Raw genomic sequence first — 18,794 nt, 5'->3', positions numbered from 1 at the left:
GCGCCGGGGCACGAGTGGTGCCGGACGCGGGTGGTGCGCGGACGTGCGTGCGCGGTGGTCGACGGGTGTGGTGTTCGACGTGTGCGGTGGTGGTGCGTACGGTGCCTGACGGGGTGTCCGCTCGGTGCCGGGAGGTACGGGTGTGCGCTGGGCTCACGCCGGGGCGTGCGCTGGGTGTGCGTCAGCTCTGTGCTTCGGGCAGCTCCGGGTGGTCCGTGGCGAGACGGTCCCCGATGTCCCGCAGGCCCGCGAGGTCGTGCACGTCGCCGGGCAGCGCGGCCACTTCGGTGACCGCCACCTCGGGGTGACGCGCCGTGAAGCGGTCGCGCGTGCGCTGCTCGCGGGCGAGCAGGTGCATCCGGTCCGCGTGCAGCCGTAGCAGGCCGGCGGTGAGCCGGTCCACGGAGTTCTCCGGTGTCCCGGGGTGCTCCTCCGCAGCGGTGCCCGCGGCCGTGTCTGATGCGGTGTTCGACGTCGTCCTGCCTGAAGTCCTGTCTGAAGTCGTGTCCGCGGCCTGATCCGCGGCCTGATCCGTGGTCTGCTCGGTCTGCTCGGTCTGATCCGGAAGCTGGTCCGGGGTCTGGTTCGAAGTCCTGTCCGAAGCCGGGGCTGACGCCGTGTCCGGAGCCGGGGCCGGGGAGCTGGGGGCGCCGGAGTCGGCCGTGGTCCGGGGGTCTGCCGACCGGGAATCGGAAGGGTCTGAACTGCCGTACGTGTCGGGAGAGTTACGAACTCCAGCTTTCCCACCGACCTGATCCACAATGCGGGAATCCTCAAGATTTTCCGCGGCGGCGATCGCCCGTTCGGCGGACAGCCGGTCGGCGCCGGTGCCGTGCACCCGGTTGAGCACCAGTCCGGCCAGCGGCATGTCCTCGGCGGCCAGCCGCTCCACGAAGTACGCCGCCTCGCGCAGCGCGTCCCGCTCCGGCGCCGCGACCACGAGGAAGGCCGTCCCGGGCGCCTGGAGCAGCTTGTACGTGGCGTCCGCGCGCGTACGGAAGCCGCCGAACATGGAGTCCATCGCGGCGACGAACGTCTGGACGTCCTTCAGCAACTGTCCGCCGAGCAGCTTGCCCAGGGCGCCGGTCATCATCGACATGCCGACGTTGAGGAACTTCATGCCGGCCCGGCCGCCCACCTTGGCCGGGGCGAGCAGGACGCGGATCAGCTTGCCGTCCAGGAAGGACCCGAGGCGCTTGGGCGCGTCCAGGAAGTCCAGCGCGGAACGGGACGGCGGCGTGTCGACGACGATGAGGTCCCACTCGTCCTTCGCGCGGAGCTGCCCCAGCTTCTCCATCGCCATGTACTCCTGGGTGCCCGCGAAGCCCGCCGAGAGCGACTGGTAGAAGGGGTTGCCCAGGATCGCGGTGGCCCGGTCGGGGTCCGCGTGCGCCTCGACGATCTCGTCGAAGGTGCGCTTCATGTCGAGCATCATGGCGTGCAGTTCGCCGCCGGCCGTGTCGTCGACGCCCTTCACCCGGCGCGGGGTGTTGTCGAGCGAGTCGATGCCCATGGACTGGGCGAGCCGCCGGGCCGGGTCGATGGTGAGGACGACCACCTTGCGACCCCGCTCGGCCGCGCGCAGGCCGAGGGCCGCCGCGGTGGTCGTCTTGCCGACGCCGCCCGAGCCGCAGCACACCACGATCCGCGTCGCCGGGTCGTCCAGCAGCGGATCGACGCGGAGCACGCGCGCGGGGGAGAGCGGCCGGCCGGCGGCCTCCCGCGCTGCGGACCCGGTGCCGGATCTCCCCGGGGCGCCCGCCTCCCCGGGGCTCGCGTCGGTCTTCTCGGTACGGGCCTCGGCGCGGGCCGGGTCCTGGCTCATGCGATCCCCTGCTTCCGCAACTCGGCGGCCAGCTCGTACAGCCCCGCCAGGTCCATCCCCTCGGCGAACAGCGGCAGCTCGTGCAGCGGCAGGCCCAGCTCGCCCAGCGCCGCCCGCTGCTCCTGCTCCAGCGCGTACCGCTCGGCGTACTCCTCCGCCTGCTCCAGCAGCGGGTCCACCAGCCGCTCGGCGTGTCCGCCGCGCCGGGCCCCGCCGAGCCCGGCCCCGGACAGGGACCGTGCGATGGCCGAGCGGGGCGTGCTCCGCACCAGCTCCAGGCCGTCCCCGTCGAGGATCTCGGGCCGGACCATGTTGACCACGACCCGGCCCACCGGGAGGCGGGCCGCGCGCAGCTCGGCGATGCCGTCGGCGGTCTCCTGGACCGGCATCTCCTCCAACAGCGTCACCAGGTGCACGGCGGTCTGCGGCGACTTCAGCACCCGCATCACGGACTGCGCCTGATGGTGTATCGGACCGACCTTGGCGAGGCCGGCCACCTCGTCGTTGACGTTGAGGAAGCGGGTGACGCGGCCGGTGGGCGGGGCGTCCATGACCACGTGGTCGTAGACGAACCGTCCGTCGCGGTCCTTGCGGCGCACCGCCTCGCACGCCTTGCCGGTCAGCAGGACGTCCCGCAGCCCGGGGGCGATGGTGGTGGCGAAGTCGATCGCGCCGAGCTTCTTCAGGGCCCGTCCGGCGCTGCCGAGCTTGTAGAACATCTGGAGGTAGTCCAGCAGGGCCCGCTCGGGGTCGATGGCGAGGGCGTACACCTCCCCGCCCCCGGGAGCGACGGCGATCTTCCGCTCCTCATAAGGCAGCGCCTCCGTCTCGAAGAGCTGCGCGATGCCCTGGCGGCCCTCGACCTCGACGAGAAGCGCGCGCTTCCCCTCGGTGGCCAGGGCCAACGCGAGGGCCGCGGCCACCGTGGTCTTGCCGGTACCGCCCTTGCCGCTGACGACCTGGAGCCTGCTCACGTATTCGAGCGTAACCAGTTCGCGCGCCGCTCACGCGGGAGGCTGTGGACAACGTGGCCCCGGTCGGCCGCCTGAGGCCCCGCCCGCAACGGCTAGAGTCGGCCACATGACCAAGTGGGAATACTCAACCGTGCCGCTGCTCGTCCATGCCACGAAGCAGATTCTGGACACCTGGGGCGAGGACGGCTGGGAGCTCGTCCAGGTCGTTCCCGGGCCCAACCCCGAGCAGCTCGTGGCCTACCTGAAGCGGGAGAAGCAGGCATGAGCGCCGTCGAGGAGAAGCTCGCCGAACTGGGTCTGACCCTTCCCGCGGTCGTCCCGCCGCTGGCCGCCTACCAGCCCGCCGTGCGGTCCGGCTCCTACGTCTTCACCTCCGGCCAGCTCCCCATGGTGGACGGCACGCTGCCCGTCACCGGCAAGGTGGGCGCCGAGATCACCCCGGAGGAGGCCAAGGACCTGGCCCGCGTCTGCGCGCTGAACGCCCTGGCCGCCGTGAAGTCCGTCGCCGGTGACCTCGACCGCATCGCGCGTGTCGTGAAGGTGGTCGGTTTCGTCGCCTCCGCGCCCGACTTCACCGGCCAGCCCTCCGTGATCAACGGGGCCAGCGAACTCCTCGCCCAGGCCCTCGGCGACAAGGGCGTGCACGCCCGCAGCGCCGTCGGCGTGGCGGTGCTGCCGCTGGACGCGCCGGTGGAGGTCGAGATCCAGGTCGAGCTGACCGACGCGTAGGGGCTCCGCGCCGATCGCGCACGGCCCGTACGACCCGTACGGGGCGGGCGTCCGGCCGGGCCGGGACCCGCGAGCCGGGCGGGCCACGTATGGCTGCGCACGGACGCCGCCCCCGTGCTCGTACGGTGTCCGGGGCGGGAGTCCGCTCCCGCCCCGGGGACCACTCGAACATCCGCCCGCCAGCGGATAGCCTCCGGCCATGGCGAATGGTCAGTGGTACCCCCCGGAGTGGCCCGACCGCATCCGCGCGCTCACGGCCGGCACGCTGACGCCGGTCGACGCGAGGCGCGCGGCCACCGTCATGCTCCTGAAGGACACCGGCACCGGGACGGTCGTCCACATGCTGCGCCGCCGCACCTCCATGGCCTTCGCCGGGGGCGCGTACGCCTACCCCGGCGGCGGGGTCGACCCCCGCGACGACGACCGGGCCGTCGGCTGGGCGGGCCCCACGCGCGCGTGGTGGGCGCGTCGGCTCGGCGTCGACGAGAACACCGCCCAGGCGATCGTCTGCGCCGCCGTACGGGAGACGTACGAGGAGAGCGGCGTCCTGCTCGCCGGGCCGGGCCCCGACACGGTCGTCCGCGACACCACGGGCGCGGACTGGGAGGCCGAGCGGGCCGCCCTGGTCGCCCGTGACCTGTCCTTCGCGGAGTTCCTGGACCGCCGGGGCCTCGTCCTGCGCTCCGACCTGCTGGGCGCCTGGGCCCGCTGGATCACGCCGGAGTTCGAGGCCCGGCGCTACGACACCTGGTTCTTCGTGGCCGCCCTCCCCGAGGGCCAGCGCACGCGCAACGCCTCCACCGAGGCCGACCGCACGGTGTGGATCACGCCCGACGAGGCGGTGGCCGGGTACGACCGGGGCGATCTGCTGATGATGCCGCCGACCGTCGCCACCCTGCGCTCGCTGTCGGCGCACCCCACCGCCGCCGAGGCGCTCGCGGCGGCGCCGGAACAGGATCTGGAGCCCGTCCTGGCGCGGGCCCGGCTGGACGGCGACGAGATCGTGCTCTCGTGGCCGGGCCACGAGGAGTTCACCAAGTACGTCGCCACCGGGATGCCGCCGGACGGCACCGGGACATCGGGCGGAGCGACCGGGGGAGCGGCCCGATGACCGACGCGGCCTCCCTGCCCGGCCGGCCCCGGGGCGTCGTTCGTTCCGGAGCGGCCACCCCGCGCGCGGTGAACGTCCTCGCGCCCAACCCGTCCCCCATGACGCTGGACGGGACGAACACCTGGCTTCTCGCCGAACCCGGCTCCGACCTTGCCGTCGTCGTCGACCCGGGCCCCCTGGACGAGGCACACCTACGGCGTGTCGTGGAGACCGCGGAGCAGGCGGGCCGGCGTGTCGCGCTGACCCTGCTGACCCACGGGCACCCGGACCACGCCGAGGGCGCCGCGCGGTTCGCCGAGCTGACCGGCACCAAGGTGCGCGCCCTGGACCCGGCGCTGCGCCTGGGCGACGAGGGGCTGGCCGCGGGGGACGTCATCACCACCGGCGGCCTGGAACTGGTGGTCGTCCCGACCCCCGGGCACACGGCCGACTCCCTGTGCTTCCACCTGCCGGCCGACCGGGCCGTGCTGACGGGCGACACCATCCTGGGGCGCGGTACGACGGTCGTGGAGCATCCGGACGGGCGTCTGGGCGACTACCTGGACTCGCTGCGACGGCTCAGGTCGCTCACCGCCGACGACGGCGTGCACACGGTGCTGCCGGGGCACGGGCCCGTCCTGGAGGACGCCCAGGGCGCCGTGGAGTTCTACCTCGCCCACCGGGCGCACCGGCTCGCCCAGGTGGAGACGGCCGTCGAGGACGGCCACCGCACGCCGTCGGAGATCGTCGCCCGCGTCTACGCGGACGTCGACCGCTCGCTGTGGCCCGCCGCCGAGCTGTCGGTACGGGCCCAACTGGAGTACCTCGGCGAGCACGGGCTGATCTAGGACCGTCCCGTGCTCTTGCCGGGGGTGATCTAGGACCGTCCCGTGCTCTTGCCGGGGGTGATCTAGGACCGTTCCCGTGCTCGTGCCGGGGTGGTCCAGGACCCTTCCCCTGCTCGTGCCGGGGGTGGGCCCAGGGCCCTTCCCCTGCTCGTGCCGGGGGTGGTCCAGGACCCTTCCCCTGCTCGTGCCGGGGGTTGGCCCAGGGCCCCTCCCGTGCTCGTGCCGAGGGGGGTTCAGGACCCTTCCCGTGCTCGTGCCGGGGTGATCCAGGCCCCTCCCGTGCTCGTGCCGGGGTGGGTCAGCGGGAGCGCTTGGCCAGCCGCTCCACGTCGAGCAGGATCACCGCGCGGGCCTCCAGCCGCAGCCAGCCGCGCTGGGCGAAGTCGGCCAGGGCCTTGTTGACCGTCTCGCGGGAGGCGCCGACCAACTGGGCCAGCTCCTCCTGCGTCAGGTCGTGCACGACGTGGATGCCCTCCTCGGACTGCACGCCGAAGCGCCGGGAGAGGTCCAGCAGCGCGCGGGCGACCCGCCCGGGGACGTCCGAGAAGACCAGGTCGGACATGGCGTCGTTGGTCTTGCGCAGGCGCCGGGCGACGGCGCGCAGCAGGGCCGTGGCCACCTCGGGGCGCACGTTCAGCCAGGGCTGGAGGTCGCCGTGGCCGAGACCGAGCAGCTTGACCTCGGTCAGCGCGGTGGCGGTCGCCGTCCGCGGGCCCGGGTCGAACAGCGACAGCTCGCCGATCAGCTCGCCGGGACCGACGACGGCCAGCATGTTCTCGCGGCCGTCGGGGGAGGTGCGGTGCAGCTTGACCTTGCCCTCCGTGACCACGTACAGGCGGTCTCCGGGGTCGCCCTCATGGAACAGCGAGTCGCCGCGAGCGAGCGTGACCTCGCTCATGGAGGCGCGGAGCTCCGCGGATTGCTCGTCGTCGAGCGCCGCGAAGAGCGGGTTGCGCCGCAGAACGTCGTCCACGAGTTCTCTCCTTGTCGACCTGCTCAGGGGATCGTGCTCCCCCGTCTACCAGGGGACCGTGGTGCCCATTTTGCCGGACAGTCCAAACAGTGTGATCTGTCACAAGGATGCCGCACTGATGTGCTGGGGTACGCGGCAGGGGTCCAATTGGGCGCCGATCTTCGAGGTCCGGGGCGGATGACGGTGCCGGGCCGTAGGCTGGCCGGGTGTCCAAATCGCCGGTGAGAGCACAGGCATAGGGAGCTGCGCGGGTGGTTGCACGTCGGGATTCCGCCGTGGGCGAACAAGGCCCCGATGGCGGTAAAGAAACGGCGAAAGCGGCAAAAGGGGCGGTGTCCGCCGAGCGGGCGCCGGCAGCGCAGGGCCCCGCCCGCGGCCCGGCCGGACCCGCCGGAAGGAAGACGCCCCCCGCCAGGAAGACGGCCCCGCGGAAGAGCCCCGCGCGGACGGCCGCGGACCCCGGAAGGACCCGGACGCGATGACGAGCCCGGACGAGAGAAAACCCGCCGCCGAGGCGGGCGCGGAGACGACCCCCACGGAGACGGCCGGCGGTGGGAAGCGCGCCGCCGCCCGGAAGCCCGCCGCGAAGGCGCCCGCCGAGAAGGCCGCCGCGAAAGCCGCCGCCAAGGCGCCGGCCAAGAAGCCCGCCGCCAAGAAGGCCCCCGCCAAGAAGGCCCCCGCACAGAAGAAGACGTCCGCCGGGAAGCCCCCCGCCAAGCGCCTCGCCCCCGCCAGGACGCCCGCCGTCGTGCCCGGCAGGGCCGCCGCCGTGAAGGGCGCCGCCCCCGCCAGGACCCTCGCCCCGGCGCCTCCCGGCGGCGAGTCGCGTACCGCCCTGGTCCGCCGAGCCCGCCGCATCGACCGCGAACTGGCCGAGGTCTACCCGTACGCCCACCCGGAGCTGGACTTCGAGAACCCCTTCCAGTTGCTGGTGGCCACGGTGCTGTCCGCGCAGACCACGGACCTGCGCGTCAACCAGACCACCCCGGGCCTCTTCGGCAAGTACCCCACCCCCGAGGAACTGGCCGCCGCCAACCCGGAGGAGGTCGAGGAGATCCTGCGGCCCTGCGGGTTCTTCCGGGCGAAGACGCGGTCCGTGATAGGGCTGTCCAAGGTCCTCACGGAGGAGTTCGGCGGCGAGGTCCCCGGGCGCCTGGAGGACCTGGTGAAGCTGCCCGGCGTCGGCCGCAAGACCGCCTTCGTGGTGCTCGGCAACGCCTTCGGCCGCCCCGGCATCACCGTGGACACGCACTTCCAGCGCCTGGTGCGCCGCTGGCGGTGGACCGACGAGACCGACCCGGACAAGATCGAGGCGGCCGTCGGCTCGCTCTTCCCCAAGACCGCGTGGACCGACCTCTCCCACCACGTCATCTGGCACGGCCGCCGCATCTGCCACGCCCGCAAACCGGCCTGCGGCGCCTGCCCCGTCGCCCCGCTCTGCCCCGCCTACGGGGAGGGCGAGACCGACCCCGAGAAGGCGAGGAAGCTGCTCAAGTACGAGAAGGGCGGCTATCCCGGCCAGCGCCTCAACCCGCCGCGGGCCTACCTGGAGGCGGGCGGCATCCCCGCACCCCCGCTGGGGGCCGGATGACGGAACGAACGCGGGGGCGTCGGGCGTTGGACGGTGCAGGACGGGGGAGGCGGCGATGACGAGGGCGGGCGAGATCCGCGACGTGAGACTGAGCGAGTCGGGCCTGCCCGGCTGGCTGGAGCCGGTGGCGCGGGCCGGGCGGACGGTGCGGCCGGGGCAGCTCAGCCGCTTCCTCCCCCCGGAGAACGGGGAGGGGCGGCAGTCCGCCGTTCTGGTCCTCTTCGGCGAGGGCACGCCCCGCGGCGAGGGCGGACGCGGTCGCGGGCCCGAGCTGCTGCTCATGGAGCGGGCCGGCACCCTGCGTTCGCACGCCGGACAGCCCGCCTTCCCCGGCGGCGCCCTCGATCCGGAGGACGGCGATCCGCAGGGCGAGGGCCCGCTGCGGGCCGCGCTGCGCGAGGCCGAGGAGGAGACCGGGCTCGACCCGTCCGGCGTCCAGCTCTTCGGCGCCCTGCCCAAGCTGTACATCCCGGTCAGCGGCTTCGTCGTCACGCCGGTGCTGGCCTGGTGGCGCGAGCCGAGCCCGGTCGGCGTGGTCGACCCCCGCGAGACCGCCCGCGTCTTCACCGTGCCGGTGGCGGATCTCACGGACCCGGCCAACCGCGTCACCGCCTCCCACCCGAGCGGCCACCGAGGCCCGGCATTCCTGGTCGAATCGGCCCTGGTCTGGGGTTTCACGGCGGGGATCATCGACCGGTTGCTGCACTTCGCGGGCTGGGAGCGGCCCTGGGACCGGGAGAAGCAGGTCCCGCTGGACCGGCGCTCATGACAGGCTGGCCCGCGTACTGTGTCGTTCCGGGGGACGCCGTGTCCTGTTGCCGCCGCGGCGGTCCGACGCCCGGCCGGTCCGACGTGAGCGGAAGAGGACGAGGCGAGGGCCCCCACTAGTGAACGTGCTGGACATCCTGCTGCTGCTCGCTGCCGTCTGGTTCGCCGTCGTCGGCTACCGACAGGGCTTCGTCGTCGGCATCCTGTCCGTCACCGGCTTCCTCGGCGGCGGTCTCGTCGCCGTCTACCTGCTGCCGGTCCTGTGGGACGCGCTGACGGACAACGCCGAGGTGAGCACGGTCGCCGCCGTCGTCGCGGTCGTCGTCGTGATCGTCTGCGCCTCCGTCGGCCAGGCCCTCACCACCCACCTCGGCAACAAGCTGCGCCGCTACATCACCTGGTCCCCGGCCCGCGCCCTGGACGCCACCGGCGGCGCCCTGGTCAACGTCGTGGCGATGCTGCTGGTCGCCTGGCTGATCGGCTCCGCCCTGGCCGGCACCACCCTGCCCACGCTCGGCAAGGAGGTCCGCAGCTCCAAGGTGCTGCTCGGCGTGTCACGGGCGCTGCCCGCCCAGGCCGACACCTGGTTCGCCGACTTCTCCTCGATCCTCGCGCAGAACGGCTTCCCGCAGGTCTTCAGCCCGTTCTCCAACGAGCCCATCACCAGCGTGCAGCCGCCCGACCCGGCCCTCGCCAACAGCGCGGTCGCCACCCGGGCCCAGCGCTCCATCGTCAAGGTGATGGGCACCGCCCCCGGCTGCGGCAAGGTCCTGGAGGGCACCGGCTTCGTCTTCGCCGACCGCCGGGTGATGACCAACGCCCACGTCGTGGGCGGCGTCGACGAACCCACCGTCCAGATAGGCGGCGAGGGCCGGAAGTACGACGCCACCGTCGTCCTCTACGACTGGCGGCGCGACATCGCCGTCCTCGACGTGCCCGAGATGAAGGCGCCCGTGCTGCGCTTCGCCGACCAGGACGCGAGCAGCGGGACGAGCGCCATCGTCGCCGGCTTCCCGGAGAACGGGGCGTACGACGTCCGCGCCGCCCGCGTCCGCGGCCGGATCACGGCCAACGGCCCGGACATCTACCGCCGCGACACCGTCCGCCGCGACGTGTACTCCCTGTACGCGACCGTCCGTCAGGGCAACTCCGGCGGCCCCCTGCTCACGCCCCAGGGCGAGGTGTACGGCGTGGTCTTCGCCAAGTCCCTGGACGACCCCGACACCGGCTACGCGCTCACCGTGGACGAGATCCGCGAGGACATCGAGAAGGGCCGCACCGCCAACCAGCAGGTGGACAGCGATAGCTGCGCTCTCTAGGGGTGCGGCGTGCGGGAGTGGGAGTCAGACGCCCCGGCCTGTGCGGGGCTCAGCCCCGGGGATGGCGGAGCCGTACGGAGACCCAGCGGGCCCGGCGGCGCAGGATGCGCGGAATGCCCACCCGGGGATCGTCCGCGTTCGCCCATCGCGCGGTCGTGCCGCCTCGCGGATGGGGGTTCACGCCGCTCGTGGAGCGGCCGTCGCGTGCTACGTCGTTGTAGTCGTGCGTCCAGCCCATACCCGGACGTGTGCCCCCGCCCCAAGGTCCATAACCGTTTCCCGGGTCCCCAATTGGCCTATGCGTGCGGCAAGTGGCCGTTCATACGACGAGTGTTCCGCGGTCGGACACCGGGAGCGTCCGTCCGGTCACCGATCGGGCTCGGGATCTTTCAGCCAATTGATCAGTTCTGTGGAGAAAAGGACCGGGGCCTCCTCGTGCGGGAAGTGTCCGAGCCCGTCGAACAGCCGCCAGCGGTACGGCGCTTCGACGTACCGTCCCGATCCCGCCGCGCTGCCCGTGCGCATCACCGGGTCCAGCGAACCGTGCAGGTGCAGGGTGGGCACCCGCACCGGCCGCTTCATCCGCCGGTAGAACTGGACGCCGTCGGGCCGGGCCAGCGAGCGCACCATCCAGCGGTACGGCTCGATCGAGCAGTGCGCCGTCGAGGGGATGCACATGGCCCGGCGGTAGACCTCCACCGCCTCGTCGTCCACCGGCTTGGGCCCGGACCACTCCCGGATCAGACGGCCGACCAGCGCGCCGTCGTCCGCGGTCAGTTGGCGCTCCGGTACCCAGGGGCGCTGGAAGCCCCAGACGAAGGAACCCGCCCGGGTCTGCCGCAGGTCGCCGAGCATCGCGGAACGCCAGCGCCGGGGGTGCGGCATCGACGACACCGCCAGCCGGCGCACCAGCTTGGGCCGCATCGCCGCGGCCGTCCAGGCCAGGTAGGCGCCCAGGTCGTGGCCGACCAGCGCGGCGTCCGGCTCGCCGAGGGAGCGGATCACGCCGGTGATGTCGAGGGCGAGTCCCGCGGGGTCGTAGCCGCGCGGGGTGCGGTCACTGCCGCCGACGCCGCGCAGGTCCATGGCGACCGCGCGGAATCCGGCGTCGGCGAGCGCCGTCAACTGGTGTCGCCAGGTCCACCAGAACTGCGGGAAGCCGTGCAGCAGCAGCACCAGCGGCCCCTCGCCCAGCTCGGCGATGTGGAAGCGGGCGCCGTTGGCGGCGACGTCCCGGTGGGTCACCTCGCGTCCGCCGGGGACGCCCTGGCGTACGACCGAGGCGGGTTGGGCCGAAGGAGTGGCGGGGTCCGTCATGAGGACGAGCGTGCCACAGCCTCGATGGCCTCGGGGGCGCGGTCCTGGGGCAGTTCCGGACGCGGGTGCGGCTTGGCGTGCTGGAGGACCCCCGCCGACTGCTTCACCGAGGAGGCGACCTTCTGCGGGCCGCGGCCCTTCTTCGCCTTCTTGGCGAAGACCAGGCCGATCAGCGCCAGGACCAGGGCGACCAGCGCGTTCGCCGCGAAGGAGAGCAGGAAGCAGAGCGCGAGGTTCCAGCCGGTCCACGTCCGGATGCCGTAGGCCAGCGCGAAGTTCAGCATCGGCAGCGAGAAGAGCAGGAGCACGGCCGCGACCGAGAGGGCCCCGCCGCCGGTGACGGCCCGTTTGACGTCCTGCTTGAGCTGCGCCTTGGCCAGGGCGATCTCGTCGTGCACCAGCGCGGACATCTCGGTGGTCGCCGAGGCGAACAGATGGCCGATGCTGCGTTCGGTGCCGACCGGGCCGCCGTCGGGTGCGCTCATCGCGGTCTCCCTCTTCCTACTGGCTGATGTGCGTACGAGTCCGTTGCCTGTCGTCTTCTGCCTGACTGCGTACGGTCCCGTCTTTTGTACCGTCTCGTCAGATCATGCCGGACCGTCGCCCTCCTCGCCTGCCCCGCCCGTCACTTCGGCAAGCCCGTGCCGCCCGTCGGCCTTCTCCCGGGCGAGTCGGCGGTGCTCGGCGGCCTTCCGCTCGTGGATGACGGCCATCCTCAGGTGGTACGCCGGGTCGTCCTCCTCGTAGACGTCCGGGACGCCACTGAGGTCGTCGTCGCGGTTCTCTTCCTCCGTCATCCGGCGGTACTTGGCGTTCCGCATCTTCAGCAGCACCGTGGCCACGGCCGTCGCGATCAGGGAGCCGGTCAGGACGGCCGCCTTGACGCCGTCGGTCATCGCGGGGTCGTCGGTGAAGGCCAGCTCGCCGATGAGCAGGGAGACGGTGAACCCGATGCCGGCCAGGGTCGCCACCGCGAACACGTCGGCCCACGCGAGGTCCTCGCTGAGCGAGGCCCGCGTGAAACGCGCCGTCAGCCACGTACCACCGAAGATGCCCAGCGTCTTGCCGACCACGAGCCCGAGCACGACACCGAGGGTCTCCGGACGGGTGAACACGTCGGCGATCGCACTGCCGGAGAAGGCCACGCCCGCGCTGAAGAGGGCGAAGAGCGGGACGGCCAGCCCCGCCGACAGGGGACGCACGAGGTGCTCGATGCGCTCGCCGGGAGACCGCGACTCACCCTCACGGGTGTGGCAGCGCAGCATCAGGCCCATCGCCACGCCCGCGATGGTGGCGTGGATGCCGCTGTTGTACATCAGCCCCCAGATGGCGAGGCCGAGAGGGACGTATACGTACCAGCCGCGGACGCCCTTGCGGAGCAGCAGCCAGAAGACGACGAGCCCGGCGACGGCGCCGCCGAGCGCGGCGAAGTTCAGCGTGTCGGTGAAGAAGACGGCGATGATCAGGATGGCGAAGAGGTCGTCGACCACGGCGAGCGTCAGCAGGAAGGCGCGCAGCGCGCTCGGCAGGGAGGTGCCGATGACGGCGAGCACCGCGAGCGCGAACGCGATGTCCGTCGCGGTGGGCACCGCCCACCCCGCGAGCGAACCGCCGCCCGCCGCGCTGGTGACCGTGTAGACGAGCGCCGGCACCGCCATGCCGCACAGTGCGGCGACCACCGGCAGTGCGGCGGCCTTCGGGTCCTTGAGGTCGCCGGCGACGAGTTCCCGTTTGAGCTCGATGCCGGCCACGAAGAAGAAGACCGCGAGCAGACCGTCGGCGGCCCAGTGCGCGACCGACAGGTCCAGGCCGAGGGCGGAGGGGCCCAGGTGGAAGTCGCTGACGCTCGCGTAGCTCGACCGCAGCGCCGGTACGTTGGCCCAGACCAGCGCGGCGACCGCGGCGACGAGGAGGAGGACGCCCCCGACGGTCTCGGTGCGCAGGGCGTCGGTGACGTAGGTCCGCTCCGGGAGGGACAGACGTCCGAGGGCCTTGCGGGGGGTGCGGGGCGCGGTCACGGGGAAGAACCTCCGGTCGGTGGGCAGCACGGAACACGTGCCGACCAGACTTCCCGGCGCACCATGAGGAACTGTGTTGTTGATCTTGCCGTATCGCTTACGCGTCTCTCAGCTTACAGAACGCGAGCGCGCGGCACGCGGTCCCCGCGAAGAGACACCGGCCGACAGCAGGGGTTCAGGGGCGGAAACCGTCCGCCGGCACGGAATTCTCAGGGGCAGGAGCCGGGGCCGACGGTACGGAGCCCGGACGGAGGCACCGGGGCGGACGGACGGTGCCGGCCGCCCCGGTCGGATGGACCGGGGCGGCTGGATGGATCGGATGAACCGGATCGACCGGGCTGGCTGGACCGGTGGGGCCGGTGGGGCCGGACTGGCTGAACCGGACCGGCCGGGCTGGCTGGAGCGGTGGGGCCGGTGGGCCGGTGGGCCGGTGGGACCGGCCGGGTCAGTCGTCGCTCGACGAGGACGGCAGCTTCGCCTGGATGAAGTCCATGACGGTGGAGTCGGTCAGCGTCGTCACGTCCCCGAGCTGCCGGTTCTCCGCCACGTCGCGCAGCAGGCGCCGCATGATCTTGCCCGAGCGGGTCTTCGGCAGCTCGGCCACCGGCAGGATTCGCTTGGGCTTGGCGATCGGGCCGAGCGTCGCGCCCACGTGGTTGCGCAGCTCCGCGACGAGGTCGTCGGACTCCGAGGCGGTGCCGCGCAGGATCACGAAGGCCACGATGGCCTGGCCGGTGGTCTCGTCCGCCGCGCCGACCACGGCCGCCTCGGCGACCGACGGGTGGGACACCAGCGCCGACTCGACCTCGGTGGTGGAGATGTTGTGGCCGGAGACCAGCATCACGTCGTCGACCCGGCCCAGCAGCCAGATGTCGCCGTCGTCGTCCTTCTTGGCACCGTCGCCCGCGAAGTACTTGCCCTCGAAACGCGACCAGTACGTGTCGATGAACCTCTGGTCGTCGCCCCAGATGGTGCGCAGCATCGACGGCCACGGCTCGGTGATGACCAGGTAGCCGCCACCGCCGTTCGGCACCTCGTTGCCCTCGTCGTCGACGACGGTGGCCTCGATGCCGGGCAGCGCGCGCTGGGCGGAGCCCGGCTTGGCCTCGGTCACGCCGGGCAGCGGGGAGACCATCATGGCGCCGGTCTCGGTCTGCCACCAGGTGTCGACGACCGGCGTGCGGTCCGCGCCGATGGTCCTGCGGTACCAGATCCACGCCTCGGGGTTGATCGGTTCGCCGACCGAGCCGAGGACCCGCAGGGACGACAGGTCGAACTTGGCGGGGATCTCGTCGCCCCACTTCATGAACGTCCGGATCGCGGTCGGCGCCGTGTACAGGATCGTCACGCCGTACTTCTGCACGATCTCCCAGAACCGGCCCTGGTGCGGCGTGTCCGGGGTGCCCTCGTACATGACCTGCGTCGCTCCGTTGGCGAGCGGGCCGTAGACGATGTACGAGTGCCCGGTGACCCAGCCGACGTCGGCGGTGCACCAGAAGACGTCGCTCTCCGGCTTGAGGTCGAAGACGGCCGAGTGGGTGTAGGCCACCTGTGTGAGATAGCCGCCGGAGGTGTGAAGGATGCCCTTGGGCTTGCCGGTCGTGCCCGAGGTGTACAGCACGAACAGCGGGTGCTCCGCCTCGAACGCCTCCGGTGCGTGCTCCGCCGACTGCCGGCCGACCACGTCGTGCCACCACAGGTCGCGGGAGTCGCTCCACGCGACGTCCTGGCCGGTGCGGCGGACCACGAGCACGTGCTCGACGATCCCGGCGCGCTCGACCGCCTCGTCGACGGCCGGCTTGAGCGCGGACGGCTTGCCGCGCCGGTAGCCGCCGTCGGCGGTGATGACGACGCGGGCGTCGGCGTCCTGGATACGGGTCGCGAGCGCGTCCGAGGAGAAACCGCCGAAGACGACCGAGTGGGCGGCGCCGATCCGGGCGCAGGCCAGCATGGCGATCGCCGTCTCGGGGATCATCGGCATGTAGACGGCGACCCGGTCGCCCTTCCGCACACCCAGCTCCAGCAGGGCGTTGGCCGCCCGGGAGACCTCGTCCTTCAGCTCGGCGTAGGTGATGGCGCGGCTGTCGCCGGGCTCGCCCTCGAAGTGGATGGCGACGCGGTCGCCGTGCCCGGCCTCCACATGGCGGTCCACACAGTTGTAGGCGACGTTCAGCGTGCCGTCCTTGAACCACTTGGCGAACGGCGGGTTGGACCAGTCGAGAGTCTCGGTCGGCTCCTTCGCCCAGGTCAGTCGGCGTGCCTGCTCGGCCCAGAAGCCGAGCCTGTCAGCCTTGGCCTGTTCGTACGCCTCCGCGGTGACGTTGGCGTGGGCGGCCAGGTCAGCGGGCGGCGCGAAACGTCGCTCCTCCTTGAGAAGGTTGGCCAAGCTGTCATTGCTCACGACATCTCCCTTTCTCGGGGTGTCCGTTGTGTCCCAGGCCACAGCTCATCAGACCCGGGGGCCGCTGACAAGGGGCGATGATCAATTGGTGTAGACCTTTCTGAGGCCCTGGGGGCCACTCGGACGCTGGTCGACTGCTGCCGTGACCGGCGGTCATTCGTACCCACGGACGCGGACCGTACGGAGTTCACCCTTTGTAACGCCTCTCACACTCCGCGGCCGGGAACCCCCGCCGCGGGGCAGCCGACCCAAGCTGGGGCGCCGGGTGCCGGGTGCCGGGTGCCGCAGGGTGCGGGGTGCGGGGTGCGGGGTGCCAGGTGTCGGGGGCCGGGTACGGGGGCCGGGATGACCGGCGCCGGATTTGGGGCGCCGGTGGTGTGGGGGTGGGTGGGTCCCGGCGGGCCCGGTGCGGGCTGGACGGCCACCTGCCGGTCAGGTGGAGGGGCCGGGCTCCGGGGCAGGTTCCTCAGCCTTTCGGACGGGGTCCTCGGGCTCCTGGGAGGGCTCGATGGCGCTCCGGACAGGATCGCCGGGCTCGACGGCCCACTGTGGGGGCGTCCCGTGGGCGCGCTGGGTCCCGCGGAACGAGTACGCCCCCGTCCCGTCCGGCGCGGCGTACCGGCCGCGCAGTTCCAGGCGTCCCTCCCGCACGGCACGGGACACCGCCTCGTGGGCCCGCAGGTGCTCGACCTGCTGGACCACGTTGGCCAGGGCGAGGCGCTCGATCGCGTCCACGGGTCCGCCGCCGGGCAGCCGGGCCCAGGACGCCTCGGTGTCCGCCGCGAGGTCCAGGCTCGGCCGCCCGTACCGCAGCCACCGCCTGAGCGGCGTCCGCGCACCCGAGGGTGACGTACGGAGCAGGGCGCCCATCGCCCCGCACCTCCCGTGTCCGCACACGGTGATGGACCGCACCCTGAGCACGTCGACCGCGTACTCGATCGCGGCGGCCACCGAGTCGTCCCCGCTCTCCTCGCCGGGCGGTGGCACGAGGTTGCCCACGTTGCACACCACGAAGACCTCGTCGGGGCCGGCGGCGCTGGTCACCGGGATGGCCTCGCGCGCGTCGGCGCAGATCAGGAGTAGGTGGGCCGGGCCGGCTCTCCGGCGTCCTGGTGTCCGCCGTCCTGGCGTGCCGGTATCGGGCGGAGCGGCTTCTGTGCCCGCGGCCGGGCGTATCGCCCCGGGTCTCGTGGGCACGCGGGCGGTGGGGCGGCCGGCGGCGGTGCCACTCCCGTCGGAGGGCGCCGACCGGTCGCCGTCCCCGTCGGACTCGGGGCGTTGGCCGGTGCGGGTGCCTGGTGGGCGGCCCAGGATCTCGGCCCGGCCGCCGCGCGCGGTGTGCGTCCGCCGCCAGTCCTGGAGTGCCTCGTGTGCCGCGTGGTCGATGAACGAACCGCCCAACTCCACGACCGCACCGGCCTCGTGAGGGATCTGGTGCAGGACCCGGCTGAGCCGGGGCACGGCGAGGAACGTCAACGGGCCGCGGACACGGACGTGATGGACTCCTTCCCGTTCGTCGTGGGTGATGCGGGTGCGGGTCAGGCGGTGCAGCGCGACGGCCACGGCCACGGCGATGCCGAGTGCCACGCCCTCCAGGACGCCGAGGAAGACGACGCCGCCGGTGGTGACGGCGTAGACCGCGATCTCACGGTGGCGGGTCACCGTGCGCACGTGGTTCAGGGAGACCATCTTGAGGCCGACGGCCATGACCAGCGCGGCGAGCGAGGCCAGCGGGATCAGTTGGAGAACGGGCACCAGCAACAGGGCGGCGATCACTATGAGAACGCCGTGCAGCACCGCGGAGTTCCGGCTGACGGCCCCCGCGGCGATGTTCGCGGAACTGCGTACGGCCACCCCGGCGACGGGCAGTCCACCGAGTGCCCCCGAGGCGATGTTGGCGGCGCCCTGGCCGAGCAGTTCCCGGTCGAGGTCGGACCGCCCGGCCCGCCCGGCCGACCCCGGCCGTGCGGCGACGAGCTTGTCGACGGCGACCGCGCCGAGCAGGGACTGCACGCTGCACACCAGCGTGGTGGTGAGTACGGCGGCGGCGAGGCCGAGCACCGGGCCCTCGGGCAGGGAGGCCAGCGCGTGGCTGCTCCAGGACGGCAGGTCGACCCTGGGCAGCCGGAGCCCGGTGAGCAGGGCGACGGCGGTGGCCCCGGTGACGGCGATCAGGGCGGCGGGGACTCTCCCCAGGAGCCGGCCGGCCCGCCCGGGAAGACGCGGCCAGAGCAGGAGCAGGGTCAGGGTGAGCGCGCCGGCCGCCAGGTCGGCCGGCTGGGGATGCGCCAACTGGGCGGGCAGCGCACGCAGGTTGTCCGGTACCGAACTCTGCGGGGTGCCGCCGAGCACGATGTGTATCTGGGCGACGGCGATGGTGACGCCGATGCCGGCGAGTATGCCGTGCACGATGGCGGGGCTGACGGCGAGGGCGCCGCGGGCCACGCGCAGGCAGCCCAGGGCGAGCTGGACGAGACCGGCGAGGACGGTGATGGCGCAGGTCGTGCGCCATCCGTAGCGCTGGATGAGGTCGGCGGTGACCACGGTCAGTCCGGCGGCGGGGCCGCTGACCTGGAGCGGGCTGCCGCCGAGCCGTCCCGCGACGATCCCTCCCACCGCGGCGGCCACGAGGCCGGCCTGGAGGGGAGCCCCGGTGGCGAGGGCGATGCCCAGGGACAGCGGCAGTGCGATCAGGAAGACCGCCACCGAGGCAGAGAGATCGGCACCGGCCAGGTGGAAGCGCCGCGGTGGGCCGGACGGTGGACTGTGGGCCGGATGGAACTGCTCCGTCCGGGCCGAACGGGCATGGGCGGGGACGCGAGCCGGCATGGCTCTCCCTTCGTCGGGTGCTGAGTGCTCGTAACTGCTGGGTGGCGCTGCTCCTTTGCCCCGCCGACGGTCGGCCCGTGGGGAGGGGTGGGGTCGGCCGGGCGGTCGTGTT

General features: G+C 72.8%; 16 protein-coding genes. 7 read left to right on the top strand and 9 right to left on the bottom strand.

Annotated elements, in window-relative coordinates; genetic code table 11:
- Positions 1-181: 181 nt before the first annotated feature.
- The gene (gene bagB, locus J5Y05_RS12760) at positions 182-1,825 is read right to left on the bottom strand and encodes an ATPase BagB (RefSeq protein ID WP_247614618.1); all 1,644 of its coding nucleotides are present in this window, start codon (positions 1,823-1,825) and stop codon (positions 182-184) included.
- Positions 1,822-2,799, bottom strand: a complete 978-nt coding sequence (bagA, locus tag J5Y05_RS12755; protein ID WP_210871714.1) for an ATPase BagA — start codon at positions 2,797-2,799, stop codon at positions 1,822-1,824. The genes bagB and bagA overlap by 4 nt, the downstream gene beginning before the upstream one ends.
- A 106-nt stretch (positions 2,800-2,905) precedes the next feature.
- On the opposite strand from bagA, the gene sp36 reads away from it, so the two are divergent.
- From sp36 to J5Y05_RS12735, 4 genes are all read left to right on the top strand, one after another.
- Positions 2,906-3,064: a Sp36 family protein gene (gene sp36, locus J5Y05_RS12750; protein ID WP_210871712.1), complete on the top strand. Its 159-nt coding sequence runs from the start codon at positions 2,906-2,908 to the stop codon at positions 3,062-3,064.
- A complete protein-coding gene (locus tag J5Y05_RS12745) occupies positions 3,061-3,528 on the top strand; it encodes a RidA family protein (RefSeq protein WP_210871710.1) in 468 nt (155 codons plus the stop codon). Before sp36 ends, J5Y05_RS12745 begins: the two co-directional genes overlap by 4 nt.
- Before the next feature lie 199 nt (positions 3,529-3,727).
- Complete coding sequence (locus J5Y05_RS12740) at positions 3,728-4,639, top strand: NUDIX hydrolase (RefSeq protein ID WP_210871708.1); 912 nt, start codon at positions 3,728-3,730, stop codon at positions 4,637-4,639.
- Positions 4,636-5,466 carry an MBL fold metallo-hydrolase gene (locus J5Y05_RS12735; RefSeq protein ID WP_210871707.1) on the top strand — a complete coding sequence of 277 codons (831 nt, stop codon included), beginning with the start codon at positions 4,636-4,638 and terminating at the stop codon, positions 5,464-5,466. Before J5Y05_RS12740 ends, J5Y05_RS12735 begins: the two co-directional genes overlap by 4 nt.
- A gap of 298 nt (positions 5,467-5,764) precedes the next feature.
- On the opposite strand, the gene J5Y05_RS12730 is transcribed toward J5Y05_RS12735, so the two are convergent.
- Positions 5,765-6,439 (bottom strand): Crp/Fnr family transcriptional regulator, encoded by a 675-nt coding sequence (locus J5Y05_RS12730; RefSeq protein ID WP_030422469.1) that lies wholly within the window; start codon positions 6,437-6,439, stop codon positions 5,765-5,767.
- A 478-nt stretch (positions 6,440-6,917) separates the two neighbouring features.
- Between J5Y05_RS12730 and nth the strand changes: the two genes are divergently transcribed.
- From nth to J5Y05_RS12715, 3 genes are all read left to right on the top strand, one after another.
- Positions 6,918-8,030, top strand: a complete 1,113-nt coding sequence (gene nth, locus J5Y05_RS12725) for an endonuclease III (protein ID WP_210871705.1) — start codon at positions 6,918-6,920, stop codon at positions 8,028-8,030.
- Positions 8,031-8,085: 55 nt separating this feature from the next.
- A complete protein-coding gene (locus tag J5Y05_RS12720; RefSeq protein ID WP_210871703.1) occupies positions 8,086-8,799 on the top strand; it encodes an NUDIX hydrolase in 714 nt (237 codons plus the stop codon).
- Positions 8,800-8,917: 118 nt separating this feature from the next.
- On the top strand, positions 8,918-10,117 hold the full coding sequence (locus J5Y05_RS12715) for a MarP family serine protease (protein ID WP_210871701.1): 1,200 nt from the start codon (positions 8,918-8,920) through the stop codon (positions 10,115-10,117).
- 49 nt (positions 10,118-10,166) lie between these two features.
- Here the strand turns inward: J5Y05_RS12715 and J5Y05_RS31790 are convergent, their stop codons facing one another.
- The 6 genes from J5Y05_RS31790 to J5Y05_RS12690 form a co-directional block, all read right to left on the bottom strand.
- Entirely contained in the window at positions 10,167-10,355 is a 189-nt protein-coding gene (locus tag J5Y05_RS31790; protein ID WP_078856191.1) for a hypothetical protein, read from the bottom strand.
- 128 nt (positions 10,356-10,483) lie between these two features.
- On the bottom strand, positions 10,484-11,434 hold the full coding sequence (locus J5Y05_RS12710) for an alpha/beta fold hydrolase (protein ID WP_210871699.1): 951 nt from the start codon (positions 11,432-11,434) through the stop codon (positions 10,484-10,486).
- On the bottom strand, positions 11,431-11,919 hold the full coding sequence (locus J5Y05_RS12705; RefSeq protein WP_210871697.1) for a phage holin family protein: 489 nt from the start codon (positions 11,917-11,919) through the stop codon (positions 11,431-11,433). Before J5Y05_RS12705 ends, J5Y05_RS12710 begins: the two co-directional genes overlap by 4 nt.
- 102 nt (positions 11,920-12,021) lie before the next feature.
- On the bottom strand, positions 12,022-13,452 hold the full coding sequence (gene nhaA, locus J5Y05_RS12700; RefSeq protein WP_210871695.1) for a Na+/H+ antiporter NhaA: 1,431 nt from the start codon (positions 13,450-13,452) through the stop codon (positions 12,022-12,024).
- A gap of 445 nt (positions 13,453-13,897) precedes the next feature.
- On the bottom strand, positions 13,898-15,853 hold the full coding sequence (acs, locus tag J5Y05_RS12695) for an acetate--CoA ligase (RefSeq protein ID WP_210871693.1): 1,956 nt from the start codon (positions 15,851-15,853) through the stop codon (positions 13,898-13,900).
- Between the two features lie 432 nt (positions 15,854-16,285).
- The gene (locus J5Y05_RS12690; RefSeq protein ID WP_210871690.1) at positions 16,286-18,682 is read right to left on the bottom strand and encodes a bifunctional SulP family inorganic anion transporter/carbonic anhydrase; all 2,397 of its coding nucleotides are present in this window, start codon (positions 18,680-18,682) and stop codon (positions 16,286-16,288) included.
- Between the last annotated feature and the right edge of the window lie 112 nt (positions 18,683-18,794).

This window comes from Streptomyces tagetis (assembly GCF_018069565.1).
In the GTDB taxonomy this organism is placed as follows: domain Bacteria; phylum Actinomycetota; class Actinomycetes; order Streptomycetales; family Streptomycetaceae; genus Streptomyces; species Streptomyces tagetis.
Note: the sequence above shows the minus strand (reverse complement) of the source record. Positions and strands in the feature narration are given on the sequence as shown.

Coding starts and splice junctions, on each gene's coding strand:
- bagB (WP_247614618.1), bottom strand. CDS start 1,825: ATGAGCCAGGACCCGGCCCGCGCCGAGGCCCGTACCGAGAAGACCGAC.
- sp36 (WP_210871712.1), top strand. CDS start 2,906: ATGACCAAGTGGGAATACTCAACCGTGCCGCTGCTCGTCCATGCCACG.
- J5Y05_RS12745 (WP_210871710.1), top strand. CDS start 3,061: ATGAGCGCCGTCGAGGAGAAGCTCGCCGAACTGGGTCTGACCCTTCCC.
- J5Y05_RS12740 (WP_210871708.1), top strand. CDS start 3,728: ATGGCGAATGGTCAGTGGTACCCCCCGGAGTGGCCCGACCGCATCCGC.
- J5Y05_RS12735 (WP_210871707.1), top strand. CDS start 4,636: ATGACCGACGCGGCCTCCCTGCCCGGCCGGCCCCGGGGCGTCGTTCGT.
- nth (WP_210871705.1), top strand. CDS start 6,918: ATGACGAGCCCGGACGAGAGAAAACCCGCCGCCGAGGCGGGCGCGGAG.
- J5Y05_RS12720 (WP_210871703.1), top strand. CDS start 8,086: ATGACGAGGGCGGGCGAGATCCGCGACGTGAGACTGAGCGAGTCGGGC.
- J5Y05_RS31790 (WP_078856191.1), bottom strand. CDS start 10,355: ATGGGCTGGACGCACGACTACAACGACGTAGCACGCGACGGCCGCTCC.
- J5Y05_RS12710 (WP_210871699.1), bottom strand. CDS start 11,434: ATGACGGACCCCGCCACTCCTTCGGCCCAACCCGCCTCGGTCGTACGC.
- J5Y05_RS12705 (WP_210871697.1), bottom strand. CDS start 11,919: ATGAGCGCACCCGACGGCGGCCCGGTCGGCACCGAACGCAGCATCGGC.
- J5Y05_RS12690 (WP_210871690.1), bottom strand. CDS start 18,682: ATGCCGGCTCGCGTCCCCGCCCATGCCCGTTCGGCCCGGACGGAGCAG.